The organism is Pseudomonas sp. MF5691, assembly GCF_016405645.1.
Lineage (GTDB): Bacteria > Pseudomonadota > Gammaproteobacteria > Pseudomonadales > Pseudomonadaceae > Aquipseudomonas > Aquipseudomonas shahriarae.
The window spans coordinates 194,525-217,121 of record NZ_JAEKDC010000003.1 but is presented as its reverse complement, the minus strand read 5'-3'; the positions used below and the strand labels follow the sequence as shown (position 1 = coordinate 217,121).

General features: G+C 62.1%; 20 protein-coding genes. 12 read left to right on the top strand and 8 right to left on the bottom strand.

The genetic code is table 11. The annotated features are described in order from the left end of the window. The first annotated feature begins 53 nt into the window (after nt 1-53). Complete coding sequence (gene cytX, locus JFT44_RS06335) at nt 54-1,343, top strand: putative hydroxymethylpyrimidine transporter CytX (protein WP_198791932.1); 1,290 nt, start codon at nt 54-56, stop codon at nt 1,341-1,343. On the opposite strand, the gene JFT44_RS06330 is transcribed toward cytX, so the two are convergent. After that, complete coding sequence (locus JFT44_RS06330; protein ID WP_057437337.1) at nt 1,312-2,058, bottom strand: RsiV family protein; 747 nt, start codon at nt 2,056-2,058, stop codon at nt 1,312-1,314. The genes cytX and JFT44_RS06330 overlap by 32 nt on opposite strands. 202 nt (nt 2,059-2,260) lie before the next feature. Here JFT44_RS06330 and JFT44_RS06325 point away from each other — a divergent pair, with 202 nt between their 5' ends. The 3 genes from JFT44_RS06325 to cpdA all read left to right on the top strand — a co-directional run bounded on the left by JFT44_RS06325 (nt 2,261) and on the right by cpdA (nt 4,232). Further along, the gene (locus tag JFT44_RS06325; protein WP_057437341.1) at nt 2,261-2,878 is read left to right on the top strand and encodes an NUDIX domain-containing protein; all 618 of its coding nucleotides are present in this window, start codon (nt 2,261-2,263) and stop codon (nt 2,876-2,878) included. Further along, complete coding sequence (locus JFT44_RS06320) at nt 2,869-3,318, top strand: DUF1249 domain-containing protein (protein WP_057437343.1); 450 nt, start codon at nt 2,869-2,871, stop codon at nt 3,316-3,318. Before JFT44_RS06325 ends, JFT44_RS06320 begins: the two co-directional genes overlap by 10 nt. 98 nt (nt 3,319-3,416) lie before the next feature. Then, nucleotides 3,417-4,232, top strand: coding sequence for a 3',5'-cyclic-AMP phosphodiesterase (gene cpdA / locus JFT44_RS06315; RefSeq protein ID WP_115127244.1), 816 nt, complete (start codon nt 3,417-3,419; stop codon nt 4,230-4,232). 1 nt (nt 4,233) lies between these two features. Here the strand turns inward: cpdA and JFT44_RS06310 are convergent, their stop codons facing one another. From JFT44_RS06310 to JFT44_RS06300, 3 genes are all read right to left on the bottom strand, one after another. Beyond that, a complete protein-coding gene (locus JFT44_RS06310; protein ID WP_169959890.1) occupies nt 4,234-5,217 on the bottom strand; it encodes a M14 family metallopeptidase in 984 nt (327 codons plus the stop codon). 71 nt (nt 5,218-5,288) lie between these two features. Further along, a complete protein-coding gene (locus JFT44_RS06305; RefSeq protein ID WP_169959889.1) occupies nt 5,289-6,605 on the bottom strand; it encodes an MFS transporter in 1,317 nt (438 codons plus the stop codon). Between the two features lie 259 nt (nt 6,606-6,864). Beyond that, the gene (locus tag JFT44_RS06300; RefSeq protein WP_057437349.1) at nt 6,865-7,755 is read right to left on the bottom strand and encodes a LysR family transcriptional regulator; all 891 of its coding nucleotides are present in this window, start codon (nt 7,753-7,755) and stop codon (nt 6,865-6,867) included. Nucleotides 7,756-7,888: 133 nt separating this feature from the next. Here JFT44_RS06300 and JFT44_RS06295 point away from each other — a divergent pair, with 133 nt between their 5' ends. From JFT44_RS06295 to JFT44_RS06270, 6 genes are all read left to right on the top strand, one after another. Next, the gene (locus JFT44_RS06295; RefSeq protein ID WP_057958139.1) at nt 7,889-8,497 is read left to right on the top strand and encodes a YqiA/YcfP family alpha/beta fold hydrolase; all 609 of its coding nucleotides are present in this window, start codon (nt 7,889-7,891) and stop codon (nt 8,495-8,497) included. Between the two features lie 44 nt (nt 8,498-8,541). After that, nucleotides 8,542-10,446 carry a DNA topoisomerase IV subunit B gene (gene parE / locus JFT44_RS06290; RefSeq protein ID WP_057437361.1) on the top strand — a complete coding sequence of 635 codons (1,905 nt, stop codon included), beginning with the start codon at nt 8,542-8,544 and terminating at the stop codon, nt 10,444-10,446. Next, nucleotides 10,446-11,441, top strand: coding sequence for an esterase-like activity of phytase family protein (locus tag JFT44_RS06285; protein ID WP_198830446.1), 996 nt, complete (start codon nt 10,446-10,448; stop codon nt 11,439-11,441). The genes parE and JFT44_RS06285 overlap by 1 nt, the downstream gene beginning before the upstream one ends. Next, entirely contained in the window at nt 11,438-11,959 is a 522-nt protein-coding gene (locus JFT44_RS06280; RefSeq protein WP_057437365.1) for a TIGR02281 family clan AA aspartic protease, read from the top strand. Before JFT44_RS06285 ends, JFT44_RS06280 begins: the two co-directional genes overlap by 4 nt. A 10-nt stretch (nt 11,960-11,969) precedes the next feature. Next, nucleotides 11,970-14,234, top strand: a complete 2,265-nt coding sequence (gene parC / locus JFT44_RS06275) for a DNA topoisomerase IV subunit A (RefSeq protein WP_057437367.1) — start codon at nt 11,970-11,972, stop codon at nt 14,232-14,234. 176 nt (nt 14,235-14,410) lie between these two features. Beyond that, on the top strand, nt 14,411-15,118 hold the full coding sequence (locus tag JFT44_RS06270) for a membrane integrity-associated transporter subunit PqiC (RefSeq protein ID WP_057444497.1): 708 nt from the start codon (nt 14,411-14,413) through the stop codon (nt 15,116-15,118). Nucleotides 15,119-15,282: 164 nt separating this feature from the next. On the opposite strand, the gene JFT44_RS06265 is transcribed toward JFT44_RS06270, so the two are convergent. Continuing rightward, nucleotides 15,283-16,812, bottom strand: a complete 1,530-nt coding sequence (locus JFT44_RS06265) for an AhpA/YtjB family protein (RefSeq protein ID WP_120731386.1) — start codon at nt 16,810-16,812, stop codon at nt 15,283-15,285. A 133-nt stretch (nt 16,813-16,945) separates the two neighbouring features. On the opposite strand from JFT44_RS06265, the gene serB reads away from it, so the two are divergent. Further along, nucleotides 16,946-18,157 carry a phosphoserine phosphatase SerB gene (serB, locus tag JFT44_RS06260; RefSeq protein WP_057958143.1) on the top strand — a complete coding sequence of 404 codons (1,212 nt, stop codon included), beginning with the start codon at nt 16,946-16,948 and terminating at the stop codon, nt 18,155-18,157. Between the two features lie 133 nt (nt 18,158-18,290). Here serB and asd read toward each other — a convergent pair whose 3' ends face one another. The 3 genes from asd to JFT44_RS06245 are packed head-to-tail and all read right to left on the bottom strand — an operon-like array spanning nt 18,291 to nt 21,576. Next, nucleotides 18,291-19,151, bottom strand: a complete 861-nt coding sequence (gene asd, locus JFT44_RS06255; RefSeq protein ID WP_198830445.1) for an archaetidylserine decarboxylase — start codon at nt 19,149-19,151, stop codon at nt 18,291-18,293. Nucleotides 19,152-19,167: 16 nt separating this feature from the next. Further along, nucleotides 19,168-19,983, bottom strand: a complete 816-nt coding sequence (locus JFT44_RS06250; protein WP_057958145.1) for a rhodanese-like domain-containing protein — start codon at nt 19,981-19,983, stop codon at nt 19,168-19,170. Between the two features lie 57 nt (nt 19,984-20,040). Continuing rightward, a complete protein-coding gene (locus JFT44_RS06245; RefSeq protein ID WP_120731391.1) occupies nt 20,041-21,576 on the bottom strand; it encodes an HDOD domain-containing protein in 1,536 nt (511 codons plus the stop codon). A 166-nt stretch (nt 21,577-21,742) separates the two neighbouring features. Here JFT44_RS06245 and motA point away from each other — a divergent pair, with 166 nt between their 5' ends. Beyond that, nucleotides 21,743-22,594, top strand: coding sequence for a flagellar motor stator protein MotA (motA, locus tag JFT44_RS06240; protein WP_120731393.1), 852 nt, complete (start codon nt 21,743-21,745; stop codon nt 22,592-22,594). Nucleotides 22,595-22,597 lie beyond the last annotated feature (3 nt).

Here is a 22,597-nt window from a genome sequence, read left to right as displayed (position 1 = left end):
CGGCATTCCCACGCAGAGCGTGGGAACGATCATGTCCCTCTGAGATAACCCCCTTGAGCATTCAACCCAGCACCTATTCCCCTGACATCGCGGTGCCTGCCGATAAAAGAGTCTTCGGCGCCCGCGATCTGTTTTCCCTATGGTTCTCCCTCGGCATCGGCCTGATGGTCCTGCAAACCGGTGCACTGTTGGCGCCGGGGCTGGGCCTGTCGGGGTCGTTGCTGGCGATCTTGCTCGGTACCCTGGTGGGCGTGCTGTTGCTGGCCGCCGTCGGGGTGATCGGCAGTGACACCGGCCTGTCGTCCATGGCCGCCCTCAAGCTCAGCCTCGGCGCCAAGGGGGCGAGCCTGCCGGCGCTGTTGAACCTGTTGCAACTGATCGGCTGGGGCTCGTTCGAGATTATTGTCATGCGCGATGCCGCCAGCCTGCTGGGTACCCGGGCTTTCAGCGCCGGCAGCCTGTGGGCCAGCCCGTTGCTCTGGACCGTGTTCTTCGGCGGCCTCGCCACGTTGCTCGCGGTCAGCGGCCCGTTGACCTTCGTGCGGCAGATCCTGCGCAAGTGGGGGATCTGGCTGTTGCTGGCGGCGTGCCTGTGGCTGACCTGGAACCTGTTCGCCAAGGCCGACCTGGCCGCGCTGTGGGCCCAGGCCGGCGATGGTTCGCTGCCGTTTGCCGTCGGGTTTGACATCGCCATTGCCATGCCGTTGTCCTGGCTGCCGCTGATTGCCGATTACTCACGCTTCGGCCAGCGCGCCACCCGTGTGTTCGGCGGCACCGCCCTGGGCTTTTTTATCGGTAGTTTCTGGCTGATGAGCCTGGGCGTGGCCTACACCCTGGCGTTTGCGCCCAGTGGCGAAGTCAATGCGCTGTTGCTGGCGTTGGCCGGGGCTGGCCTGGGGATTCCGCTGTTGCTGATTCTGTTGGATGAATCAGAAAACGCCTTCGCTGATATTCACTCGGCGGCGGTGTCCAGCGGCATGCTATTGCGCCTGAAAGTCGAGCACCTGGCGCTGGCGATTGGGCTTGTGTGCACGCTGATCGCCTGCTTTGCGCCCTTGGCCCAGTATCAGAACTTCCTGCTGTTGATCGGCTCGGTATTCGCGCCGCTGTTTGGCGTGGTGCTGGTGGACCACTTCATTCTGCGCCGGCGTGGCCAGGCCCTGGCTACAAGCCTGCGCTGGCCGGCATTGCTGGCCTGGCTGGGAGGAGTCAGTACCTATCATCTGCTGGTCAATCTGTACCCGGATATTGGCGCGACCCTGCCGGCACTGACGCTGGCAGGGCTGTTGCAATTTATCCTTGGGCGCGCTTTCAGCGGCGCACGGGCACCAGCTCAGGCTTGATGATGCCGTCGAGGCGAGCGTAAGGAATCTGCAACTCGACGTGGCCCATGGCGTAAGGCGCAATGGTGGTCGTAGGGTACTTGAGCACCACGGCACCGTAGGTCAGCGCCACGTTCGGGGTTTTCTGGAAGGGCCAGCTTTTCACGTACTCCGGCTCCAGGCTCAGGCGAGTGCTGATCAGCCAGCTGTTGTGGGCCACCTGGGCGGCTTTCCAGAACGCGTCTTCCTTGCCGGGGCGCAGCATGTCCGCCAGGGTCAGGTTTTTTTGCTGTTGGCGCGAGTAGTTGATGAAGCCACGGCCGGGTTCGCCGTGGGCACCGCCGGTGTCCAGGTAGCTGGACAGCTCGATGATCACCAAGCCGTCATGCTGCTCCCGTACCTTGGCCTGCAAATACATGCTGTTGCGCGGGCCGGACTCACGCAGGAATTTTTCCCGATAGGCATTCAAGGTCGCCGGCACCGGGGCGCCGGGGGTGGTGCGGGTCATTTCCAGCAGGCGTTGCTCGATCAGCGCATCGAGCTTGGGCTCGCTGGCGAAATGCACTGTATCGATGTTCACCAGCGGGCAATCGGCAGTGGTGCAGCCGGGTTGCACCACCTCTGAGGCATCGCGAGTGGCTTCCAGCGGCGCACGGTAGCTGGGTTGGAACAGGCTCTGGCAAGCACCGAGCGTCAGGGCAATACAGGCCACGGAGGCGACTTTTAACAGCGACATGGGCGTCCTTCATAAAGCGGAGAAGAGCGAAAGATATGGGGCTTCGACTATCGGCATCCCAGTCAGTTCGCCACTAAGCTGATTACAGTGAGTGTGACCGCCGCCGCCCGTCCCGGCAACCGCAAAGAGGCTGCACCGAGGCGCGCGAGCGCTGTAGGATGGCGCGATGCTAAGACACACACCGGATTAAACGAGGGTTGATATGACCGACAGTGCGAAATCGACGCCGACCAGATTCGAAGAGGTTCAGCGCGACAATGCCTACAGCGGCTTCTACAAGCTCGATCGCGTGCAACTGCGTCACGAGTTGTTCGATGGCGGCATGAGCCCGGTTATCAACCGTGAGATTTTTGTGCGCCACGATGCCGTGTGTGTACTGCCCTACGACCCGCAGCGCGATGAAGTGGTGTTGATCGAGCAATTTCGTGTGGGCGCCATGGGTCGCACCGACAACCCCTGGCTGGTGGAAATGGTGGCCGGCCTGATCGACAAGGACGAGCAACCGGAGGAGGTTGCACACCGCGAAGCCGAAGAGGAAGCTGGGCTGACCTTCTCCGCGCTGTGGCCGATCACCAAATATTTCCCCTCGCCGGGTGGCAGCACCGAATTCGTCCACCTGTTTTTGGGGCGTTGCGACAGTGCCGGTGCCGGCGGTATCCATGGCCTGGCCGAGGAGGCAGAAGATATCCGTGTCACCGTCTGGGCTTTTGAAGATGCCCTGCAAGCGGTACGCGACGGTAAAATTTCCAACGCAGCCAGCATTATCGCCCTGCAATGGCTTGCGCTTAATCGCGCGGAAGTGAGGGGGCTATGGCAGTAAAGGTACGGGAACGCTACCGGGTTGATCTGATCGGCTTGCAAGCCGCTTGCGAGGCTAACTACGCGCGGCTGATGCGCCTGTTGCCGGACATGCGCCACGCGCCCGAAGCGCGCCGGATCGCCGTGACCCACGGCGACCAGATGCTCGGCGTGTTGAACCTGGAAGTGATCCTCACCTGCCCCTACACCAGCACCCTGCGGGTGCGCCAGGAGCACAGCCTGCCGTGGCTGCCGGTGCCGCAGTTGGAAGTGCAGGTGTATCACGATGCACAGATGGCCGAAGTAGTCAGCGCCGAACATGCACGGCGCTTTCGCAGCATCTATCCTTACCCCAATGTGTTCATGCACCAGCCCGATGAGAAAGCCCAGCTCAATGTGTTCCTCGGCGAGTGGTTGAGCCATTGCCTGGCGTTGGGCCATGAGTTTGAAGTCGTGCGGTAGATGTGAACTGCGTCTGCTTCACGGGTTTCCTCTTTGTATCCTGCCCCAGCATAATTGCGCCCATTGTCCATTTTTCGTGATCGCCCTGGGAGAACGCCTTGCCGAGCGTATCCATCGTGAACCCTGATGCGCCGGCGTTGCTGGTGCAACTGTCTGACAGCCACCTGTTTGCCGAGGCCGACGGTACGCTGCTGGGCATGAACACCCGTGACAGCCTGCAGCGGGTGATTGACCTGGTCCGCGCCCAGCAGCCGCAGATTGATTTGCTGCTGGCCACCGGCGACCTGTCCCAGGACGGCACGCTTGCGTCCTACCAGCTGTTTCGCGAACTGAGCCAGCAGGTCGGGGCCCCGGCGCGCTGGATCCCGGGCAACCACGATGAGCCGCAGGTCATGGCCGAGGCCACCATGGGCAGTGCGTTGCTGGAGCCGGTGGTGGATGTGGGCAACTGGCGGGTCATTATGCTGGACTCCGCCGTGCCGGGCTCGGTGCCGGGTTATCTGGCGGATGTGCAACTGCAGCTCTTGGCCCAGGCGTTGAGCGAAGCACCGGGCCGCCATCACCTGGTGTGCTTCCATCATCACCCCGTGCCTATCGGCTGTGCCTGGATGGAGCCGATTGGCCTGCGTAACCCTGAGGCGCTGTTCGCTGTCCTCGACCGGTTTCCCCAGGTACGGGCGGTGCTGTGGGGGCATGTGCACCAGGAAATCGACCGCGAACGCCATGGCGTGCGCCTGCTGGCGTCGCCGTCGACCTGTATCCAGTTCACCCCGGGCAGTGAGGATTTCAACGTCAGCGAACAGGCCCCTGGCTATCGCTGGCTGCGTTTGCATGCCGATGGACGCTTGGAAACAGGCGTAGAGCGGGTCCAGGGGTTTGCCTTCACCGTCGATTACGCCAGCAATGGCTACTGATCTATTGACGGTGGTCCCGCGCTAACCTCACCACCGTAACGCCTTGCCCCAGATGCCGCAGCGAAGGCTGAATCAACACGCAGTTGTCATACGGCGTGACGATTTCGCGCTGGGCATCCCGGGCGATCACCGTTCCCGCGTGGCTGATCCGCTCCAGGCCACGAAAGTCATCGGTGAAACTGAAGTCCATGCTGTGGGCAATCACTGGGTCAGTGACTTGCAAACATTGCTGGGCTGCAGGTTTTTCCTGGCTGAGAAACGTCGATACATCCGCCTCGACGACTGCCTGAGTCGCAATCAGGAAGCGGGCCGCGACGTCGAGGGCGACCCGTTCACTGCTTTTCGAAAAGTGCTGGCCGGTCTCGATCAGCAGCGCATTCTTGGGGCTGGCGGCATCGCCGAATCCGCCGTAGTCACGCATGCGCCGGCCGTTGGCGTGGCCGGCGTCTGCGACGATGGTTGCCGGTACGCCTAATGATTGGGCGAACGCCAGGCCTTTGGCGCATGCACCGCACATCATCAGCGGCGGTGATTCTTCGTGCATTGAGTGGATATCGAGCAGCAAATCGACGCTGTCGATCAGCGGGCGCAGCTCCCGGGCGCGGCGCAATTCGGCGGAGTCGCGCGGGCCGTCGAGGGTTGATGGCAGCCAGACGCGGTTCATGTCCTCGTCAATAAAGCGGGTCGCATCAATGTCCTGTGGGTCGAAGCGTTGATAGGCCTGTATGTTGGCAAAGCCCAGGGACAATCGCCCCTGGCGCGGGCGCACCCCGCTGCGCAACAGGGCGTCCACCGCGATTGCGCCGCTGACTTCATTGCCATGGGTCAGCGCCATGATCAGCACATGGGGCCCTGGCGTGCCGCTGTCGAAGCTGTGGATGTAGTCGATCCCGCAGTTACCGGTTTTCCATTGGCTCAGATCAGGGAACTGGACCTCCACGGGGTAGGGTTTGAGTGCTGCACGAACCTGCTCAAGGGTTTTCATTTCAGTCTCCGACTGACCGAGGTGTGCACTTGCCGCGCGGGCTTGGCGCGCGACAAGCAGGAAGGGTTTGTTTAATGGGCAGCGGGGTGGGTGCCGCGCATGCGTCGGCCCAGGCAGATAATCGCCAGTACGCTGATCAGAATGGTCGCCATGACATAAAAGCTGGGGGCCAGCTTGCTGCCGCTGGCGTCGATCATCCAGGTCACGATCAAGGGCGCAAAACCACCAAACAGGGTGACGGAAAAGTTGTAGCTCAGCGCCAGGCCGGTCCCGCGAATGCTGGTTGGGAAAATATCGGCAAGCATCGCCGGGATGGGCCCCAGGCAGGCAGCGATCAACAACCCGACAATCGCCTGCACGGTCAGCAGCGTAGAAAAGCTGGGGAAGGCGTTGAGCAGGGCGAACATCGGATAGGACGAAAACCCGGTAAGCAGCAAGGCGATTGTCAGTACCCGAAAGCGTCCGTAGCGATCGGATAAGCCACCAAATACCGGGGCCATCAACATCAGGGTCACGCCAGTCATCAGCGCCCCGAGATACGAAGAGGTGGCGGTGATGTTCAGTTGTTTAAGGGCATAAATGGGCATGTACAGCTTGTGCACATAGTTGAATGCTGTGGCCCCGGCCACCACGCCGATAGCCAGCAACAGGCTGACGTGCCCTTTGACCAACACATCGCGCAGCGGCGTCTTCACCTTTGTGCTGGCGGCGGTTTTCTTGAAGTCTGGGGTTTCATCGATTTGCGTGCGAATGTAGAAACCCACCGGCCCGATCAGCAGGCCGAAGCCGAAGGCCACACGCCAACCCCAGTCGTTCAACTGCACATCCGACAGCACATAGCTGAGGATTGCACTGACCCCCGCGGCCAGTACGGTCGCCAGGCCCTGGGTCGACAATTGCCAACTGGCAAAGAAGCCACGGCGTTTGGCATCGGCGTGCTCGACCATGAATGCGGTCGCCGCACCAAACTCACCGCCCGTAGAAAAGCCCTGGAGCATGCGCGCAACGATGATCAACAGCGGCGCTGCCAAGCCGATCTGCTCATAGGTCGGGGCGAAGGTAATCATTGCGGTGCCGATCAGCATGATCATGATCGACATCGTTAACGATGCCTTTCGCCCGGCCCTGTCGGTGTAGGAACCGAGCACGATGGCGCCCAGGGGGCGCATCAGGAAGGAAATGCCAAACGAGCCTACGGCCAGCAGCAGTGAGGTGGTTTCGTTATCGGATGGGAAAAACTGTTTGCTGATCACTACTGCGAAATAGCCGTAGATCAGCAAATCATAAAACTCCAAGGCGTTGCCGACACTGGCAGCGACGATCTCCTTCCATGGACCTCGCTGGGTTGGAGCCTGTGCCGATGATAAGACGGATGATGGGACTGTCATGGGTGTGCACCGGGTCTGTTTCACAGTTGGCATTCGGATTCGCCGAACCGCAGCGCGGCCTGACGAGATCGAAGGCATTAATTGTTATGGGTGAAAGCCCGGGTGAAATTGAATCAAGTGCGCACGAACAGCAATTGCCGTTTCGGCACAGGTTTGAGCTGTTTTGGCACGGGGCCGACAGGCATTGGGTTTTACGCATCTTGGAGTTGATGCAATGCCTGGCGCTATGATCGCAAACGCTGTTGGCGCAACGACAGGTTCACAGACCTTCCCAGATCTTCATGACCATTTCGCTCTGGTTGGCGTGCAGGCGATGCAGCGAGACGTCGAAGGCGACGTGAAACTCGGGGCCGCCTGCAATCAGCAACTCGCCCGAGGCCAGCGCATCCTTGACCACCATGCGCGGCAGCCATGCCAGGCCTCTGCCACGCTTGGCCATTTCCAGGATGGCGTCATAAGAGTCCGCCTGGTAGACCATGCGCAGCGCCAGGTGCTGTGGCAGCCGCTCAAGGTGCTGGGCCAGCACGCCGCGCAGTGCCAGGGACGGAGAAAAGGCCAGCCAGGGGATGCTCATGGCGCAGGGCGCGGTGCAGATCTGCTGGCGCGGCAGGCCATTGGCGTCCGGCGCACTGACCGGCAACAGTTCCTCATTGGCCAGTACCCGGGAGTCGCAACGCTCCGCGCCCAGCAGTGTCTGGGTCAATGGGCTGGAAAAGCTCAACAGCAGGTCGACCTCACCGGCGGACAGCTTGCTGATCGCTTCTTGCGCCCCGCTGGTGACCAATGACACTGCAAAATTGCCCAGGCGCTGGTGCAATGACTCGTACCAGTCCGGGAAAAAATCGCTGGCCAGGGTCCGGCCGGTGGCGATGCGCACAGGCTCGTCGCGGCTCAGGGTGGTGCCTTTGAATTGCGCCCTGACAGTGGTCAGCAGTTGCAATGATTGTGTCGCGGCGTCCAGGAACAGCACGCCGCAAGGCGTCAGTGACAGGGGCTGTTTGCGCTCGATCAAGGGTGTACCGACCCATTCTTCCAGGGCGCGGATACGTCGGCCGAACGCCGGGTGCGTGACACAGCGATTTTCGGCGGCCCGCGACAGGCTGCGGGTGCGGGCCAGTTCGATAAAATCCTCAAGCCATTCTAGTTGCATGCGGTTTTCCTGCCTGGCGGCTCATCAACGCGGCGTCAGCGATAGTACCGCCAGCGGCGATGGGCTGCACCCACAACCCCCGCGTTCCCTGTAAACTGCGCCCCTTTGGCTGATAACGCACGGAGAGCCCTGCATGTCCGCTTCGATCTTGTATATCCACGGTTTCAACAGTGCGCCGGCCTCGACCAAGGCCAGCTTACTGATGGGCGTGATGGACAGTCTCGGTCTGGCCGACCAACTGCGGGTGCCGGCCTTGCATCACCACCCACGCCAGGCGATGGTCCAGCTGGAGCAGGCGATCGGCGAGCTGGGGCGGCCGCTGCTGGTCGGCAGCTCACTCGGCGGCTACTATGCAACCCATCTTGCCGAACGCCATGGCCTCAAGGCGCTGTTGGTCAACCCGGCGGTCAGCCCCCATCGCATGTTCGACGGTTACCTGGGCACCCAGACGAACCTCTACACCGATGAAACCTGGGAACTGACCCACGATCACGTCGCGGCCCTGGCTGAGCTTGAGGTTGCAGCGCCCCAGGATGCCCAGCGCTATCAGGTGTGGTTGCAGACCGGGGACGAAACACTGGATTATCGCCTCGCCGAGCAGTATTACCGGGCCTGTGCCTTGCGTATCCAGGCTGGCGGCGACCACGGTTACCAGGGCTTTGGCCGACAGTTGCCGGCGCTGTTGAGTTTTGCCGGCATTGGTGCAGATCAGTACCAATCCTTCGATTTCACCGCATTGTGAAACCGCAGGTTACTTTTTAATCGAACGACTCACGACGAGACCCCATGGCCACTCCCAGCGCTAGCTCTTATAACGCCGACGCCATCGAAGTCCTCTCGGGCCTCGACCCGGTGCGCAAACGCCCCGGCATGTACACCGACACCAGTCGGCCGAACCACCTTGCCCAGGAAGTCATCGACAACAGCGTCGACGAAGCCTTGGCCGGGCATGCCAAGTCGGTCCAGGTCATCCTGCACGCCGACCATTCCCTGGAAGTGTCCGACGACGGGCGCGGTATGCCGGTGGACATCCACCCGGAAGAGGGCGTGTCGGGTGTCGAGCTGATCCTCACCAAGCTGCACGCGGGCGGCAAGTTCTCCAACAAGAACTACCAGTTTTCCGGCGGCTTGCACGGTGTGGGTATTTCCGTGGTCAACGCCTTGTCCACGCAGGTGCGGGTCAAGGTCAAGCGCGACGGCAACGAATACCAGATGACCTTCGCCGATGGCTACAAGGCCACCGAGCTGGAAGTGGTCGGTACGGTCGGCAAGCGCAATACCGGGACCAGCGTGTACTTCGCGCCGGACCCGAAATACTTCGATTCCCCGAAATTCTCCATCAGCCGCCTCAAGCACGTACTCAAGGCCAAGGCCGTACTGTGCCCGGGCTTGCTGGTCAGTTTTGAAGACAAAGGCACCGGCGAAAAGGTCGAGTGGCACTACGAAGACGGCTTGCGCTCCTACCTCGAAGACTCGGTCAGCGAGTTCGAACGCCTGCCCAACGAGCCGTTCTGCGGCAGCCTGGCAGGTAACAAGGAGGCCGTGGACTGGGCCTTGCTGTGGCTGCCCGAAGGGGGCGACAGCGTCCAGGAAAGCTACGTCAACCTGATCCCCACCGCCCAGGGCGGTACCCACGTCAACGGTCTGCGCCAGGGCTTGCTGGATGCCATGCGCGAATTCTGCGAATACCGCAGCCTGTTGCCGCGCGGCGTGAAGCTGGCGCCGGAAGACGTCTGGGAACGCATCGCCTTTGTGCTGTCGATGAAAATGCAGGAGCCGCAATTCTCCGGCCAGACCAAGGAACGCCTGTCGTCCCGCGAGGCCGCGGCGTTTGTCTCGGGCGTGGTCAAGGATGCGTTCAGCCTGTGGCTCAACGAGCACCCGGAACTGGGCCTGGCCCTGGCGGAGCTGGCGATCAACAACGCCGGCCGTCGCCTCAAGGCCAGCAAAAAGGTCGAGCGCAAGCGCATTACCCAGGGCCCGGCGTTGCCCGGCAAGCTGGCGGACTGCGCCGGCCAGGACCCGATGCGCTCCGAACTGTTCCTGGTCGAAGGTGATTCCGCCGGTGGTTCGGCCAAACAGGCGCGGGACAAGGAATTCCAGGCGATCCTGCCGCTGCGCGGCAAGATCCTCAACACCTGGGAAGTCGATGGCAGCGAAGTCCTGGCCAGCCAGGAAGTGCACAACATCGCCGTGGCCATTGGCGTCGATCCAGGCGCCGAGGACATGAGCCAGTTGCGCTACGGCAAGATCTGCATCCTGGCCGACGCCGACTCCGATGGTCTGCACATTGCCACGTTGCTCTGCGCACTGTTCGTCCAGCATTTCCGCCCGCTGGTGGATGCCGGTCACGTCTACGTGGCCATGCCGCCGCTGTACCGCATCGACCTGGGCAAAGAAATCTTCTACGCCCTGGACGAGGCCGAACGCGACGGCATCCTCGACCGCCTGGTGGCCGAGAAGAAGCGCGGCAAGCCACAAGTCACCCGATTCAAGGGCCTGGGTGAAATGAACCCGCCGCAACTGCGCGAAACCACCATGGACCCGAACACCCGGCGCCTGGTGCAGTTGACCCTCGAAGACTATGCCGCCACTTCGGAAATGATGGACATGTTGCTGGCCAAGAAGCGCGCCGGCGACCGCAAGGCCTGGCTGGAGTCCAAAGGCAACCTGGCCGAGGTATTGGGCTGATGCGCAGCGGTTTCGCCCTGGCGATACTGTTGTTGAGCGGGTTGGCTGCTACCCCAGTGGTTGCCCAGCCTGCGGCCGAGCTCAAGTTGTTGTCCGAACACCCTGTAGACGGCATGCGCGGCGGCAACCTGTCGGGCCTGGCCTTGTGTGGCAAGGACTTGTGGACGGTCTCTGACCGCGACGACGACCAGATCTACCGCCTCGATACCCGCGCCGACACCTGGCAGGCCGAGACGGTAACGATCAACGTGCCGCCGGTGCCCGAGTCTGGCCTGCCCTGGGGCTTGCGCGCACGCACCACGGCGGCGTCGGTAATTCGCGGCGGCGACCTGGATTTTGAAGGCATCAGCTGTGACGCCGCGGGTAATCGCTATATCGTCAGCGAAGCCCATGCGGCCGTGCTGCAGGTGCCGGCAAGCGGTGATCCCGAGTGGCTGAAGATTGCCCCTGGCATGGTCCGCGAGGCGCGGGCCAGTGGCCTGTTGTTGCACTTCAATGCCCTGTTTGAGGGCTTGGCGGTCAACCCCGAGGGCAACCAGATCTGGCTGGCAGCCGAGCGTGAGCGGCGCGGGCTGATCTCGATCAAGCGCGGGCAAAGCGTTTGGGATTGTGATGGCCCGTGCGTACTGTTGAGCGAAGCCGGCCAGGAAATGCAACCGGCGCAGTTTCCGGGGGCCAGGGCGGTGTCCAAGGACTTTGCTGACCTGGCGTTGTTCAACGGCAAGCTGTTTACCCTGGAGCGCAACGCGTTCCAGATCTGCCGGCGCGACAGCGTGACGGCCACGGTCGAGTTGTGCTGGTCGTATGCCGATGAGGCCCTGGTGCCAAATCGACGTTACCCCCAGAACTACGGCCTGGCGGAAGCCCTGTTGATTGACGCCGACGGCGCCTGGATTGGCATCGACAATAATTTCGGCGCTCGGGCCGATGCTGAAAAACGCCCGATGGTCTATCGTTTTGCCGCCCCGGCCGGTGGCTGGAGCGCCCAGCCTTGAGTGCGCAACCACCGGGCAAGCGTGCCGGGCGGGTGTTGATGTTCGTGGCCTGGGGTGCCGGACTGTTTCTGGCCACGCGGTTTTTCGGGCAATGGGAGGCGCGGCAGGAAAACCCCAATGCCGTGGTCACCTCACAGCAACACGAGGGTTATATCGAAGTGAAACTGGTCGGTAACGGCCAAGGGCATTTCGTCGCCACTGGCCAGATCAACGGCCAGCCGGTGGATTTCATGCTCGATACCGGCGCCACCGATGTGGCGGTGCCGGCCGAGTTGGCCGAACGCCTGGGGCTCAAGCGCGGTTTGCCGGTGACCTTGAGCACCGCCAACGGCCGCAGCCAGGGCTATCGCACCCACCTCGACCGCCTGCAGTTGGGCGATATCGTCCTGCAGGACGTGCGCGCCCTGGTGGCGCCGGGGCTGGGTGGCGAGCAAGTGCTGTTGGGCATGAGCGCATTGAAACAACTTGAATTTACCCAGCGTGGCGGCACCTTGCTGCTACGCCAGACCAGACAATGATGAGGCCCGCATGAGTGACATCCTTGCAGACAGCTTAGACGGCGTAGAACGCCGGTCGCTGGCTGACTTCACCGAAAATGCCTACCTCAACTACTCCATGTACGTGATCATGGACCGTGCCTTGCCGCACATCGGCGACGGCCTGAAACCGGTACAGCGGCGCATTATCTACGCCATGAGTGAGTTGGGCCTGGACGCGGACTCCAAGCACAAGAAGTCGGCGCGTACCGTCGGTGACGTGCTCGGCAAGTTCCACCCCCACGGCGACTCGGCGTGCTACGAAGCCATGGTGCTGATGGCCCAGCCGTTCAGCTACCGCTACACCTTGGTCGATGGCCAGGGCAACTGGGGGGCGCCGGATGATCCCAAGTCGTTCGCTGCCATGCGTTATACCGAGGCGCGCCTGTCGCGCTACTCCGAAGTGCTGCTCAGCGAGCTGGGCCAAGGCACGGCAGACTGGGGCCCGAACTTCGACGGCACCCTCGACGAGCCATTGGTATTGCCGGCGCGCCTGCCCAATATCCTGCTCAACGGCACCACCGGCATCGCCGTGGGCATGGCCACTGATGTGCCACCGCACAACCTGCGTGAAGTCGCCACGGCCTGCGTGCGCCTGCTCGATGAGCCCAAGGCCACGGTTGAGCAACTGTGTGAGCATATCCAGGGCCCGGATTACCCGACCGAAGCGGAAATCATCACGCCGCGTGCCGACCTGCTGAAAATGTACGAGACCGGCAAGGGCTCGGTGCGCATGCGTGCGGTGTACCACATCGAAGATGGCGACATCATCGTCACCGCCTTGCCGCACCAGGTCTCCGGCGCCAAGGTGCTGGAACAGATTGCCGCGCTGATGCAGGCCAAGCCGTCGAAGCTGCCGCAAGTGGCGGACCTGCGTGACGAGTCCGACCACGAGAACCCTTGCCGCATCGTGATCATCCCGACCAATAGCCGGGTCGATCACGAAGTGCTGATGCAGCATCTGTTTGCCAGCACCGAGCTGGAATCCAGCTACCGGGTCAACGTCAACATCATTGGCCTGGACGGCAAGCCGCAGTTGAAAAACCTGCGCAACCTGCTGGTGGAGTGGCTGGAGTTCCGGGTCAATACCGTGCGCCGCCGCCTGCAGTTCCGCCTGGACAAGGTCGAGCGTCGCCTGCACCTGTTGGACGGCTTGCTGATCGCCTATCTCAACCTGGATGAAGTGATCCACATTATCCGCACCGCCGAGCACCCGAAAGCCGAGCTGATCGCGCGTTTCGAGCTGAGCGAGATCCAGGCCGACTACATCCTCGACACCCGCCTGCGTCAGTTGGCGCGCCTGGAAGAGATGAAGCTGCGCGACGAACAGGACGCGCTGCTCAAGGAACAAGCCAAGCTGCAAGCCCTGCTGGGCAGCGAAGCCAAGCTCAAGAAGCTGGTGCGCAGCGAATTGATCAAAGATGCCGAAACCTATGGCGACGACCGCCGCTCGCCGATTGTCGAGCGTGCCGAAGCCAAGGCCCTGACCGAAACCGAGCTGTTGCCCAACGAGAAAATTACCGTCGTTCTGTCGGAAAAGGGTTGGGTTCGTTCCGCCAAGGGGCATGATATTGATGCCACCGGTTTGTCGTACAAAGCCGGCGATGGGTTCAAGACCGCCGCAGCCGGGCGTTCCAACCAGTTCGCGGTGTTTATCGACTCCACCGGGCGCAGTTATTCGGTGCCGGCCCATACCCTGCCATCTGCACGGGGCCAGGGCGAGCCGTTGACCGGCCGCCTGGCGCCGCCGCCAGGGGCAAGTTTTGAATGTGTATTGCTGCCCGATGATGACTCGCTGTACGTCATCGCCTCTGACGCCGGCTACGGTTTCGTGGTCAAGGGCGAGGATTTGCAGGCCAAGAACAAGGCGGGCAAGGCGCTGTTGAGCCTGCCGAACAACGCCAAGGTGATCCTGCCGCGTCCGGTCGAGGACCGTGAAGGCAATTGGCTGGCCTCGGTGACCACCGAGGGGCGTTTGCTGGTGTTCAAGATCAGCGACCTGCCGCAGTTGGGCAAGGGCAAGGGCAACAAGATCATTGGTATCCCAGGGGAGCGGGTGGCCAGTCGCGAAGAGTACGTGACCGACATCGCGGTGATCCCGGAAGGCTCTACCCTGGTGCTGCAGGCCGGTAAACGTACGCTGTCCCTGCGCCCTGATGACCTTGAGCATTACAAGGGTGAACGTGGACGCCGCGGGAACAAATTGCCCCGTGGCTTCCAGCGGGTGGATGCTTTGCTGGTAGAAACACCTGCTTAAAGCGATATAGAGCACCCGATCTACGATTTAACGCGTAGATCGGCGCTTTCGCGCTGGAGTCATGGCGCATATTCACGGATGATATGGCCTTTCCAGCGCCGGCGTGGCTGAGCGCGTATAGGTTATTTTTAGTATTACATTGTGGTTTGCCTTGTGGCAGCCACCTGGATGGGATGATGACTGCTCCACGCCTTCCTTTATTTTTGATGCTCGCTGGCCTTTTGGGGTTGGCGGGTTGCACTACGCACCAACCGGTGTCGCTGTACCAGCTGGATAGCGGAAATCCGGCGCAACCTGCGCAAAGTGCTGGCATGGCGGTCTTGCTCGGGCCGGTCGTGGTTGCCGATTACCTGCAACGTGAAACCCTGCTGCAACGCCAGGACGATGGCAGCCTGCAAGGCTCCATCGACGGCCGTTGGGCCGGTAGCCTGTCTTCGGATATCAACCAGTTGATGCTGCGCCAGGTGGCCGGCCATCTGGACAGCCAGCGTGTGGTGCTGTCGCCGGCGCCCACCAGCTTCACGCCGGATGTGCAGGTGTTGCTGACTATCACGCGCCTGGACTCCGGGGCTTCGCAGCCGGCCATCCTTGACGCGCAATGGCGCCTGATCGACCGCCGTGGCCAGGTGCGGGACAACCGCATTGTGCATCTGCAGGAGCAGCATGCCGGCAGCACCGCTTCCCAGGTCCAGGCCCAGGGCGTGTTGTTGCAGCGTTTGGCTGAGCAGTTGTCGGTTGCCCTCAAGCCATTGGCCAACCAGCCACCGATTGCCGAGGCCCCGCGCAAGCAGGCCCCGGCGCCGGCCAAGCCGGCAGCCCCGGAAAAGCCGAAGATCCCGATGGCATCGCCGATTCGTACGGATATGGAAGTGTTCAGGTTCTGACCTGAATCGCAGCCAAATAAAAGGCCCGCTGAGTAAGCGGGCCTTTTTGTTTGGCGCAGATCCAATGTGGGAGCGGGCTTGCCCGCGATAGCGCAGTGTCAGTCGACACTTGATTGACTGATCCAGCGCTATCGCGGGCAAGCCCGCTCCCACACAAGCCTGTGTCACATTGCTGGCTTGTTGCGGGTCTCATGCATCCGTGCCAGCTGACGTTCCAGCATCGACGGGTAAGGCTCCATCAAGCGCTCTACACAGCACGCGCCTTCAGGGCTGGCAATCGGCCGGATACGTGCGCGTTGGCGGATCAAGGCGTCGTCGCTGATCTTGCGCTCCACCAGCAGCAGGTTGCGGCTGTGTTGCGACAAGGCTAGGGCGTCCTGGGCGTTTTCGGTCAGCAGCAGATCAATCTGGCTCATGCCATACAGATCATCGCCCAATGTCAGGCCCAGTTGCAGTTGCAGGGTGATGCCGCTGTCGGCGACTTCGATCTGCAAGGCATGGCCCAGGGCGCGCAGCAGTTCACCGCAGCAGATGGCATTGGTCAGGTAGTCTTCGCCGCTGTCTTCGCTGTGGAACAGCATCAACGTGCTGCCGTCGTTCAAGGTGTGCAGTTCGCTCTGGTACAGCGAGGCTGCCTGGTCCAGGCAATCGCGGTAGCGTTCCAGCAACTCGGTCAGGCGTGCCCGTGGCAGGCGGCGCAATTGCTCCTGGGCGCCCAGTTGCACGGCCAACACCGCGCTGTGCTGGGGCTGGCTGCTCGCAGGCCGGGGCGCGACCACCGGGCTTGGCGCCGACTCGTCACGCAGGTCGGCAAACGGGTCGTCATCGTCCAGGCTGTCTTCTTCGGCCTTGATGGCCGTGCGCGGTGCAGGCTTGAGGCCAGCCATCGGCGTCGACTCGTCGAAGTTCGGATCGCGCAGGTTGCGCACTTCGAACTCGGGTTCGTCGTCATAGTCGGTGTCGTCGAACTCCGGCTCGGGCTTGGCTTCAGGTATGACCGGCTCCGGGGCAAAGCTGGTGTGCAACTGGCGGGCAAGGTCGCCGATCTCATCCTGGCGGTCGGTGGCCGGGGTGTGTTCGTCGATGTCGCGCAGCCAGATGCGCAACTGCATCAGCGGCGTGGAGATATGCCGGCCCAGGCGCAGGCTCAAGGCCAGGGCCAAGGCCAGCAGGATCGCGCTGAGGATGCCCATGCTTTGCAGGCTGATGGTCATCGGCTGCTGGAACTGTTGCATGTCCAGGCTGATGCGCAATTGGCCGGCTTTCACATCCTGAAACGTGATATTGCTCTGGTACAGGCCTTCGGCCTCACCCAGCAGGCCGTTTCTCGGGCGTTGCCCGGCTTCGGCCATGATCCGGTTGTCCACGCTGTAGATGGCCGCGTGGGCCACCAGCGGGTTCTTGGTCAGGTTGTTGAGCAGCACGTTGAGGCTGAGGATGTCATTGGACACCAACAGCTCGGTCGCCGAGGTGGCGGTCTGGGTCGTCAAGCTCTCGCCCAGGGCGTCGGCTTGCTCGTGCATGGCCTGTTTGAACTGCAAACCCATCACGCAGGCGTAGATTACCAGGGCCAGGGCGACCAGGATCACGTTATGGCTGGCGATGCGTAATGCGATCGGTACACGGCGGTGGCGCAGTGCCCGGAAGATCAGCAGGAAGAAGTTATCGGTTTTTACTGGCGTGGGCCGGTTCACTTGCGCTCGGCTCTTGGTCCGTGAAGTTGACGCGCAGTATAGCGACAGGCCCAAGACCGGCAAAGCGTTGGCTGTGCCCGATGGTCACTGAAAGTGGGTAGAATGCGGTTTTTTTCCAGCTCGGGGGTGCGCTTTGCGCGAAATTGTCCTGATTAACATCACCGGTGTTGACCGTCCGGGTCTTACCGCAGCCATTACCGGTGTTCTGGCCCAGGGTGGCGTGACCATTCTCGACATCGGCCAGGCCGTGATCCACGACACCCTGTCGTTCGGCATCCTGGTGGAGATTCCAGATAGCGAACAGGCGTCGTCTGTGCTCAAGGACATCCTGTTTACCGCCTATAAGCTGGACCAGCAGGTGCGTTTTACCCCGGTATCCGAAGCGGATTACCAGCACTGGGTGGCCGGCCAAGGCAAGAAACGCCACATCGTCACCCTGCTGACGCGCAAGGTCACGGCTGAACAATTGCAGCGGGTCAGCTCGATCACTGCGCAATATGGCTTGAATATCGACCATATCGACCGTCTGTCGGGTCGCATGCCCCTGAACACCCCGGCGGACCAGGGCAAGGGCTGCATCGAGTTCTCCGTGCGCGGTGAGCCGGCTGACCCGCAAGCCTTGCGCGCCGAGTTCCTCAGCGTGGCCCAGGAACTGAACGTGGATATCGCCTTCCAGGAAGATTCGCTGTTCCGTCGTAACCGGCGCCTGGCGGTGTTCGACATGGACTCGACTCTGATCGAAGCCGAAGTCATCGACGAGTTGGCCAAGGCCGCAGGCGTGGGCGAGCAAGTCTCGGCGATCACCGAGCGCGCCATGGCCGGCGAGCTGGATTTTCGCGCCAGCTTCAAGGAGCGCCTGGCATTGCTCAAGGGCCTGGACGTCAGCGTCCTCGATTCCATTGGCGCCTCCCTGCGCTTGACCGAAGGTGCCGAAACCCTGTTCGCCGAACTCAAGCGCCTGGGCTACAAGACCGCGATCCTCTCGGGTGGCTTTACCTACTTCGCCAAGCAATTGCAGGCCAAGCTGGGCATCGACTACGTGTTCGCCAACGAGCTGGAAGTGGTGGATGGCAAGGTGACGGGCGTGGCGGTCGAACCGATTGTCGATGCGCAACGCAAGGCTGACTTGCTCAAGGAGCTGGCGCACAAGGAAGGTTTGCGTCTGGAGCAGACCATTGCGGTCGGCGACGGCGCCAACGACTTGCCGATGCTGGCTATCGCCGGGTTGGGCGTAGCGTTCCGGGCCAAGCCGTTGGTCAAACAGTCGGCCAAGCAGGCGATTTCGACCTTGGGGTTGGACGGTGTGTTGTATCTGTTGGGCTTTCGCGACCGCGACGGCCAATAACGACAGGAACGCGGTCAAAAATGTGGGAGCGGGCTTGCTCGCGAAGGCGGTGTGTCAGTCAACTAAGGTGTCGACTGTCACACCGCCTTCGCGAGCAAGCCCGCTCCCACATTTGATTTTCGCTGTATTCGGATCAGGCTTTTGGCAGCGCGATACCCTGGCCCATCTGCACCGGCGTGCCTGCCGCCAGCTCTTGCGCCCACTTCACCTGATCCGGCCCAAACAGCACGATAGCGGTCGAACCCAGCTTGAAGCGTCCCAGTTCCGCACCTTTTTCCAGGTGGATCGGCGCACGGGCGGCTTCGTCGTAGCGCACGGTTTTCAGCTCGCGCTTGGGCGGCGTTACCAGGCCGGCCCATACGGTTTCAATCGACGCGACAATCATCGCGCCCACCAATACCACGGCCATCGGGCCGCGCTCGGTGTCGAACAGGCAAACCACACGCTCGTTACGCGCAAACAACTCCGGCACGTTTTCGGCCGTGGTCTGGTTGACCGAGAAAATCCGCCCAGGCACGTAGACCATTTCCCGCAGGGTGCCGGCCAGTGGCATGTGCACGCGGTGGTAGTCCTTCGGCGACAGGTAAATGGTGGCAAAGTCGCCGCCCATGAACGGTGCGGCAACGGCGGCGTCGCCACCGAGCAGTTCCAGCACGCTGAAACTGTGGCCCTTGGCCTGGAACACGCGGCCGTGCTCGATCGGGCCGAGCTGGCTGACTGCGCCGTCTGCCGGGCTCAGCACTGCGCCCGGGGTTGAGTCCAGGGGGCGGGCGCCGTCTTTCAGGGCGCGGGTGAAGAAGGCGTTGAAGTGCTCGTAAGCGGTCACGTCTTCTACCAGGGCCTGGGACATATCCACCTGGTAGCGCTTGGCGAACCAGGTGGTGAAGGCATTTTTGAACCAGCGCACACGGCATTCGGCAATGCAGCCGGCCAGGCGCGACAGCAGGTGGTGGGGCAGCAGGTACTGGCTGAGGATAAACAAACGCTTTTTCATGAACTGTCCTTAAACCTTAAATCTCGACGGGGGTGTCGGGGTGGTTGCCCCATTCGCCCCAGGAACCGGCATAACCTTTGACTCGCGGATAACCGAGCGCCTTGGCCACCAGGTAGGTGAAGCCAGAACGGTGGTGAGTCTGGCAGTGGGTGATGATTTCTTTGTCTTTGGTCAGGCCCAGGCCTTCGAGGATCTGCGGCATGTCGCGGCGGATCCGCAGGTTGCGTGCCTTGTCCATGCCCGCCGTCCATTCGAAGTTGACTGCGCCGGGAATATGCCCGCCCTTGGCCGCGAGGACTTTTTCGCCGCTGTATTCCAGCGGGCCACGGGCATCCCAGATGCCCAGGTCGGCAGCACCGAGGCGGCTTTGCAGGTATTCGCGGGTGGCCGTGGGCTCGTCGTGCAGGGTCAGGCTGACCGGGCCGCCGACGGCAACGGTGGCCTCGGTGGACACGGGGTGCTGTTCATCCAGCCATGCCAGCAGGCCGCCATCAAGGTAGTGATATTTCTTGTGGCCGATCACGTCGAGCAACCAGATAAACCGCCCGGCCCAGCCGCCGCCTTCGTCGTCATACACCACGTAGGTGGCATCCGGGGTGTGGCCCAGTTCGCCGAACAGTTTCTCCAGGTCGGCCTTGGCCGGCAGCAGCCCTGGGGCCGGTGGCTGGCCCAACTGGGTGCGCTTGGGATCGACAAAGTGCGCACCGGGGATATGCCCCTGGGCATAACGGGCGGCGCTGGTGAGGTCCACCAGAATCAACGGCTCGGCAGCGAGGCGACTAAGCAGGTCGCTGGGTTCGATCACCAGCGGCAAGCCAGAAAAGTCAGGCATGTGAGGTCTCCCGGGCGCTAGGTTGGGTGATAAAAGAGGGCGATTGTAACGCAAGCATCAAGCGGTGCGGTTGGTAAAGCAGTGCAGGGCTTTCTCGATGCATTGGGCGGTTTTGCCGAAGGCCTGCACGGTGGTTTCGGAGAACGGCCCGCCCCCCTGGTCGGCAATCATCAGCATCACCACCCGGCCGTTACAGCTCAGGGAGCGCAGCAGCAAATGCTCGCCGACGAACAGGCGCCGCAATGAAGCAGGCAGCAGCACCGCGAATTGTGCGTGATTTTCCGGGTTGAGGCGCACTTGCGCAGGCTTCTCCAGCAAGCGTTGCAGCAGCGTGCTTTGTGCGGACTCAAGGCTCAGGTTGGCAGCGTCCTTGGGCAGGCCGTCGACCTGATGCACGCGCAAAGTGGCCAAGGCCTTGTCGGCCATCAGCAACATCACGCGCTGCATGCCACTGGCAACCAGGGCCTCCTTGGCGCAGGTGGTCAAGTGCATCGCATTGGCGAAGCGGCTGGGCTCCACCAGCAGCTCAGTACAACGCTTGCGCCACACCGCCAGGGCTTCGGCGGTCGGCGGCGGTGCGGGCAGCAGGCCGCGATGCACTCGTTGCACATGCCAGGGCCAGATCAACGCCAGTGCCGGATGCCAGAGACCGGCGGTCAGGGTATGGCGCGCGCTGATGACCGCCTGTTGGTGCACCTGTTGCTGCACGTCGGCCAGTGGTTGTTGCAGGTACAACGCGGTGAGGTACTGCCAGCGCTGGGTATGGGGGCAGGCCCAGGATTCCTGGGCCGCCAGTGCCATGCCATTGGCCAGTAGCACGGTATTGGCCGGTTGGTTCAGCCAGCGCCGCAGCGCCGGGTCGGCATCGAGTTTTTGCTGCTGGCTCAACGGCACTTCATCGCGGGCGATGTGCAGGGCCTTGACCAGTAAGCGTTGTTCCTTGAGCAGCAGTTGGTAGCCCTGGGATACCCAGATCGGCAAGCGCCAGGCCTCGGTCAGCTCCAGGCACAGTGCCAGCAGGGGCACGCCAAACAATTCCTGTTCGACCTTGCGTGCCGATTGACCCTTGTGGATCACCCGCAGCTCCCATTCCTCCAGGAGCTTGGGGTAGGCAACGGCCATCGGCCACAGCGGTGAAAGAAACAGCAGGCTGCCCCAATGAATATCCTGCCACAGGCGCGCCAGGCGGCTGGCAAACAGGCCGCTGGCTTGCTGCGAGGCATGCTGGCTGATCAGCTGCAATTGGCGCAGGGCCACGGGGATTTCATTGAGCGGCACCGACGGCAGGCGCGCGAGCAGTTCTTCGGTGCGCTTGAGGCCGAGGCGGTTGATCGCCACTTCAAGGTTTTCTGCGGGCTCTGCCAGGCTGCCGTGGGCCTGGTTGTTGGCTTCACGCATGACGCTCAGGACCAGTGCCGGGCTGTCTTGCATCAGCTCTGCAATATCTCGCAACGAACGGCGACTGTCGCCGATGGCCTTGCACACGGCAATGTGGCTCGCCTGCGGGACGGGCAGGAGAACCTCGTCCAGACGCTTGATCCAGCCAGCCAGAGAGTTGGGTTTTGTAGTTGGGACTGTCGTTTCGTTTGCCATGATTGGGGCGCGATCATCACTTGCGGTCAACACGCCCGGAGTGGGCCGAACTGGCTTTTCGCCTTAACGGGCTATAGTCTGGCGCAGTTTTGCCGATAAGTAGAAGAAGAGTTTTTAGATCTTCCGAATATGTCCATGAACCCGACGGCGCAAGTACTCATCCCCTATGGCTAAAATTATCGGCATCATCGTCGTCATCGCAAGCGTGCTCGGCGGATACGTTCTGTCCCACGGTAAAATTGCTGCGCTGATCCAGCCCTTCGAAGTGCTGATCATCGGCGGTGCGGCGTTTGGCGCTTTCCTGCAGGCCAACCCTAGCTACATGACCATGCACGTGATCAAAAAGTCGCTGGGCATGTTCAGCTCGCGCTTTTCCCACACGTTCTATCTGGAAGTGCTGGGCCTGGTCTACGAGATCCTGAACAAGAGCCGCCGCGAAGGCATGATGGCCATCGAGGCGGATATCGAGGACGCCGCAGCGAGCCCGATCTTCGCCAAGTACCCGGCCGTGCTCAAGGATGACCGCATGACCGCCTATGTCTGCGACTACCTGCGCATCATGTCCTCCGGCAACATGGCCCCCCACGAGCTGGAAGGCCTGTTCGACATGGAGCTGTTCAGCCTCAAGGAAGAACTCGAGCACCCATCCCACGCCGTGACCGGTATCGCCGACGGCATGCCCGGTTTCGGTATTGTCGCGGCAGTACTGGGGATCGTGGTGACCATGGCGTCCCTGGGCGAAGGCGACCAGGCGGCCATCGGTATGCACGTCGGCGCGGCGCTGGTGGGGACCTTCTTCGGTATTCTCGCAGCCTATGGTTTCTTTGGCCCGCTGGCCACCTCCCTGGCCCACGACGCCAAGGAAGAGCTGAATATCTACGAAGCGATCAAGGCGTCCCTGGTGGCTTCGGCTTCCGGTATGCCGCCATCCCTGGCGGTGGAGTTCGGGCGCAAGGTGCTGTATCCGAAGCACCGTCCAAGCTTTGCCGAGCTGGAACAAGCAGTTCGCGGTCGCTAAGCC

Excerpts from the sequence above, each read along its gene's own strand:
- JFT44_RS06270 (WP_057444497.1), top strand. The coding sequence starts at position 14,411 with ATGACTGCTCCACGCCTTCCTTTATTTTTGATGCTCGCTGGCCTTTTG.
- parE (WP_057437361.1), top strand. The coding sequence starts at position 8,542 with ATGGCCACTCCCAGCGCTAGCTCTTATAACGCCGACGCCATCGAAGTC.
- JFT44_RS06300 (WP_057437349.1), bottom strand. The coding sequence starts at position 7,755 with ATGCAACTAGAATGGCTTGAGGATTTTATCGAACTGGCCCGCACCCGC.
- JFT44_RS06295 (WP_057958139.1), top strand. The coding sequence starts at position 7,889 with ATGTCCGCTTCGATCTTGTATATCCACGGTTTCAACAGTGCGCCGGCC.
- JFT44_RS06320 (WP_057437343.1), top strand. The coding sequence starts at position 2,869 with ATGGCAGTAAAGGTACGGGAACGCTACCGGGTTGATCTGATCGGCTTG.
- JFT44_RS06285 (WP_198830446.1), top strand. The coding sequence starts at position 10,446 with ATGCGCAGCGGTTTCGCCCTGGCGATACTGTTGTTGAGCGGGTTGGCT.
- parC (WP_057437367.1), top strand. The coding sequence starts at position 11,970 with ATGAGTGACATCCTTGCAGACAGCTTAGACGGCGTAGAACGCCGGTCG.
- JFT44_RS06250 (WP_057958145.1), bottom strand. The coding sequence starts at position 19,983 with ATGCCTGACTTTTCTGGCTTGCCGCTGGTGATCGAACCCAGCGACCTG.
- JFT44_RS06245 (WP_120731391.1), bottom strand. The coding sequence starts at position 21,576 with ATGGCAAACGAAACGACAGTCCCAACTACAAAACCCAACTCTCTGGCT.
- asd (WP_198830445.1), bottom strand. The coding sequence starts at position 19,151 with ATGAAAAAGCGTTTGTTTATCCTCAGCCAGTACCTGCTGCCCCACCAC.
- JFT44_RS06305 (WP_169959889.1), bottom strand. The coding sequence starts at position 6,605 with ATGACAGTCCCATCATCCGTCTTATCATCGGCACAGGCTCCAACCCAG.
- JFT44_RS06325 (WP_057437341.1), top strand. The coding sequence starts at position 2,261 with ATGACCGACAGTGCGAAATCGACGCCGACCAGATTCGAAGAGGTTCAG.
- JFT44_RS06310 (WP_169959890.1), bottom strand. The coding sequence starts at position 5,217 with ATGAAAACCCTTGAGCAGGTTCGTGCAGCACTCAAACCCTACCCCGTG.
- motA (WP_120731393.1), top strand. The coding sequence starts at position 21,743 with ATGGCTAAAATTATCGGCATCATCGTCGTCATCGCAAGCGTGCTCGGC.
- JFT44_RS06330 (WP_057437337.1), bottom strand. The coding sequence starts at position 2,058 with ATGTCGCTGTTAAAAGTCGCCTCCGTGGCCTGTATTGCCCTGACGCTC.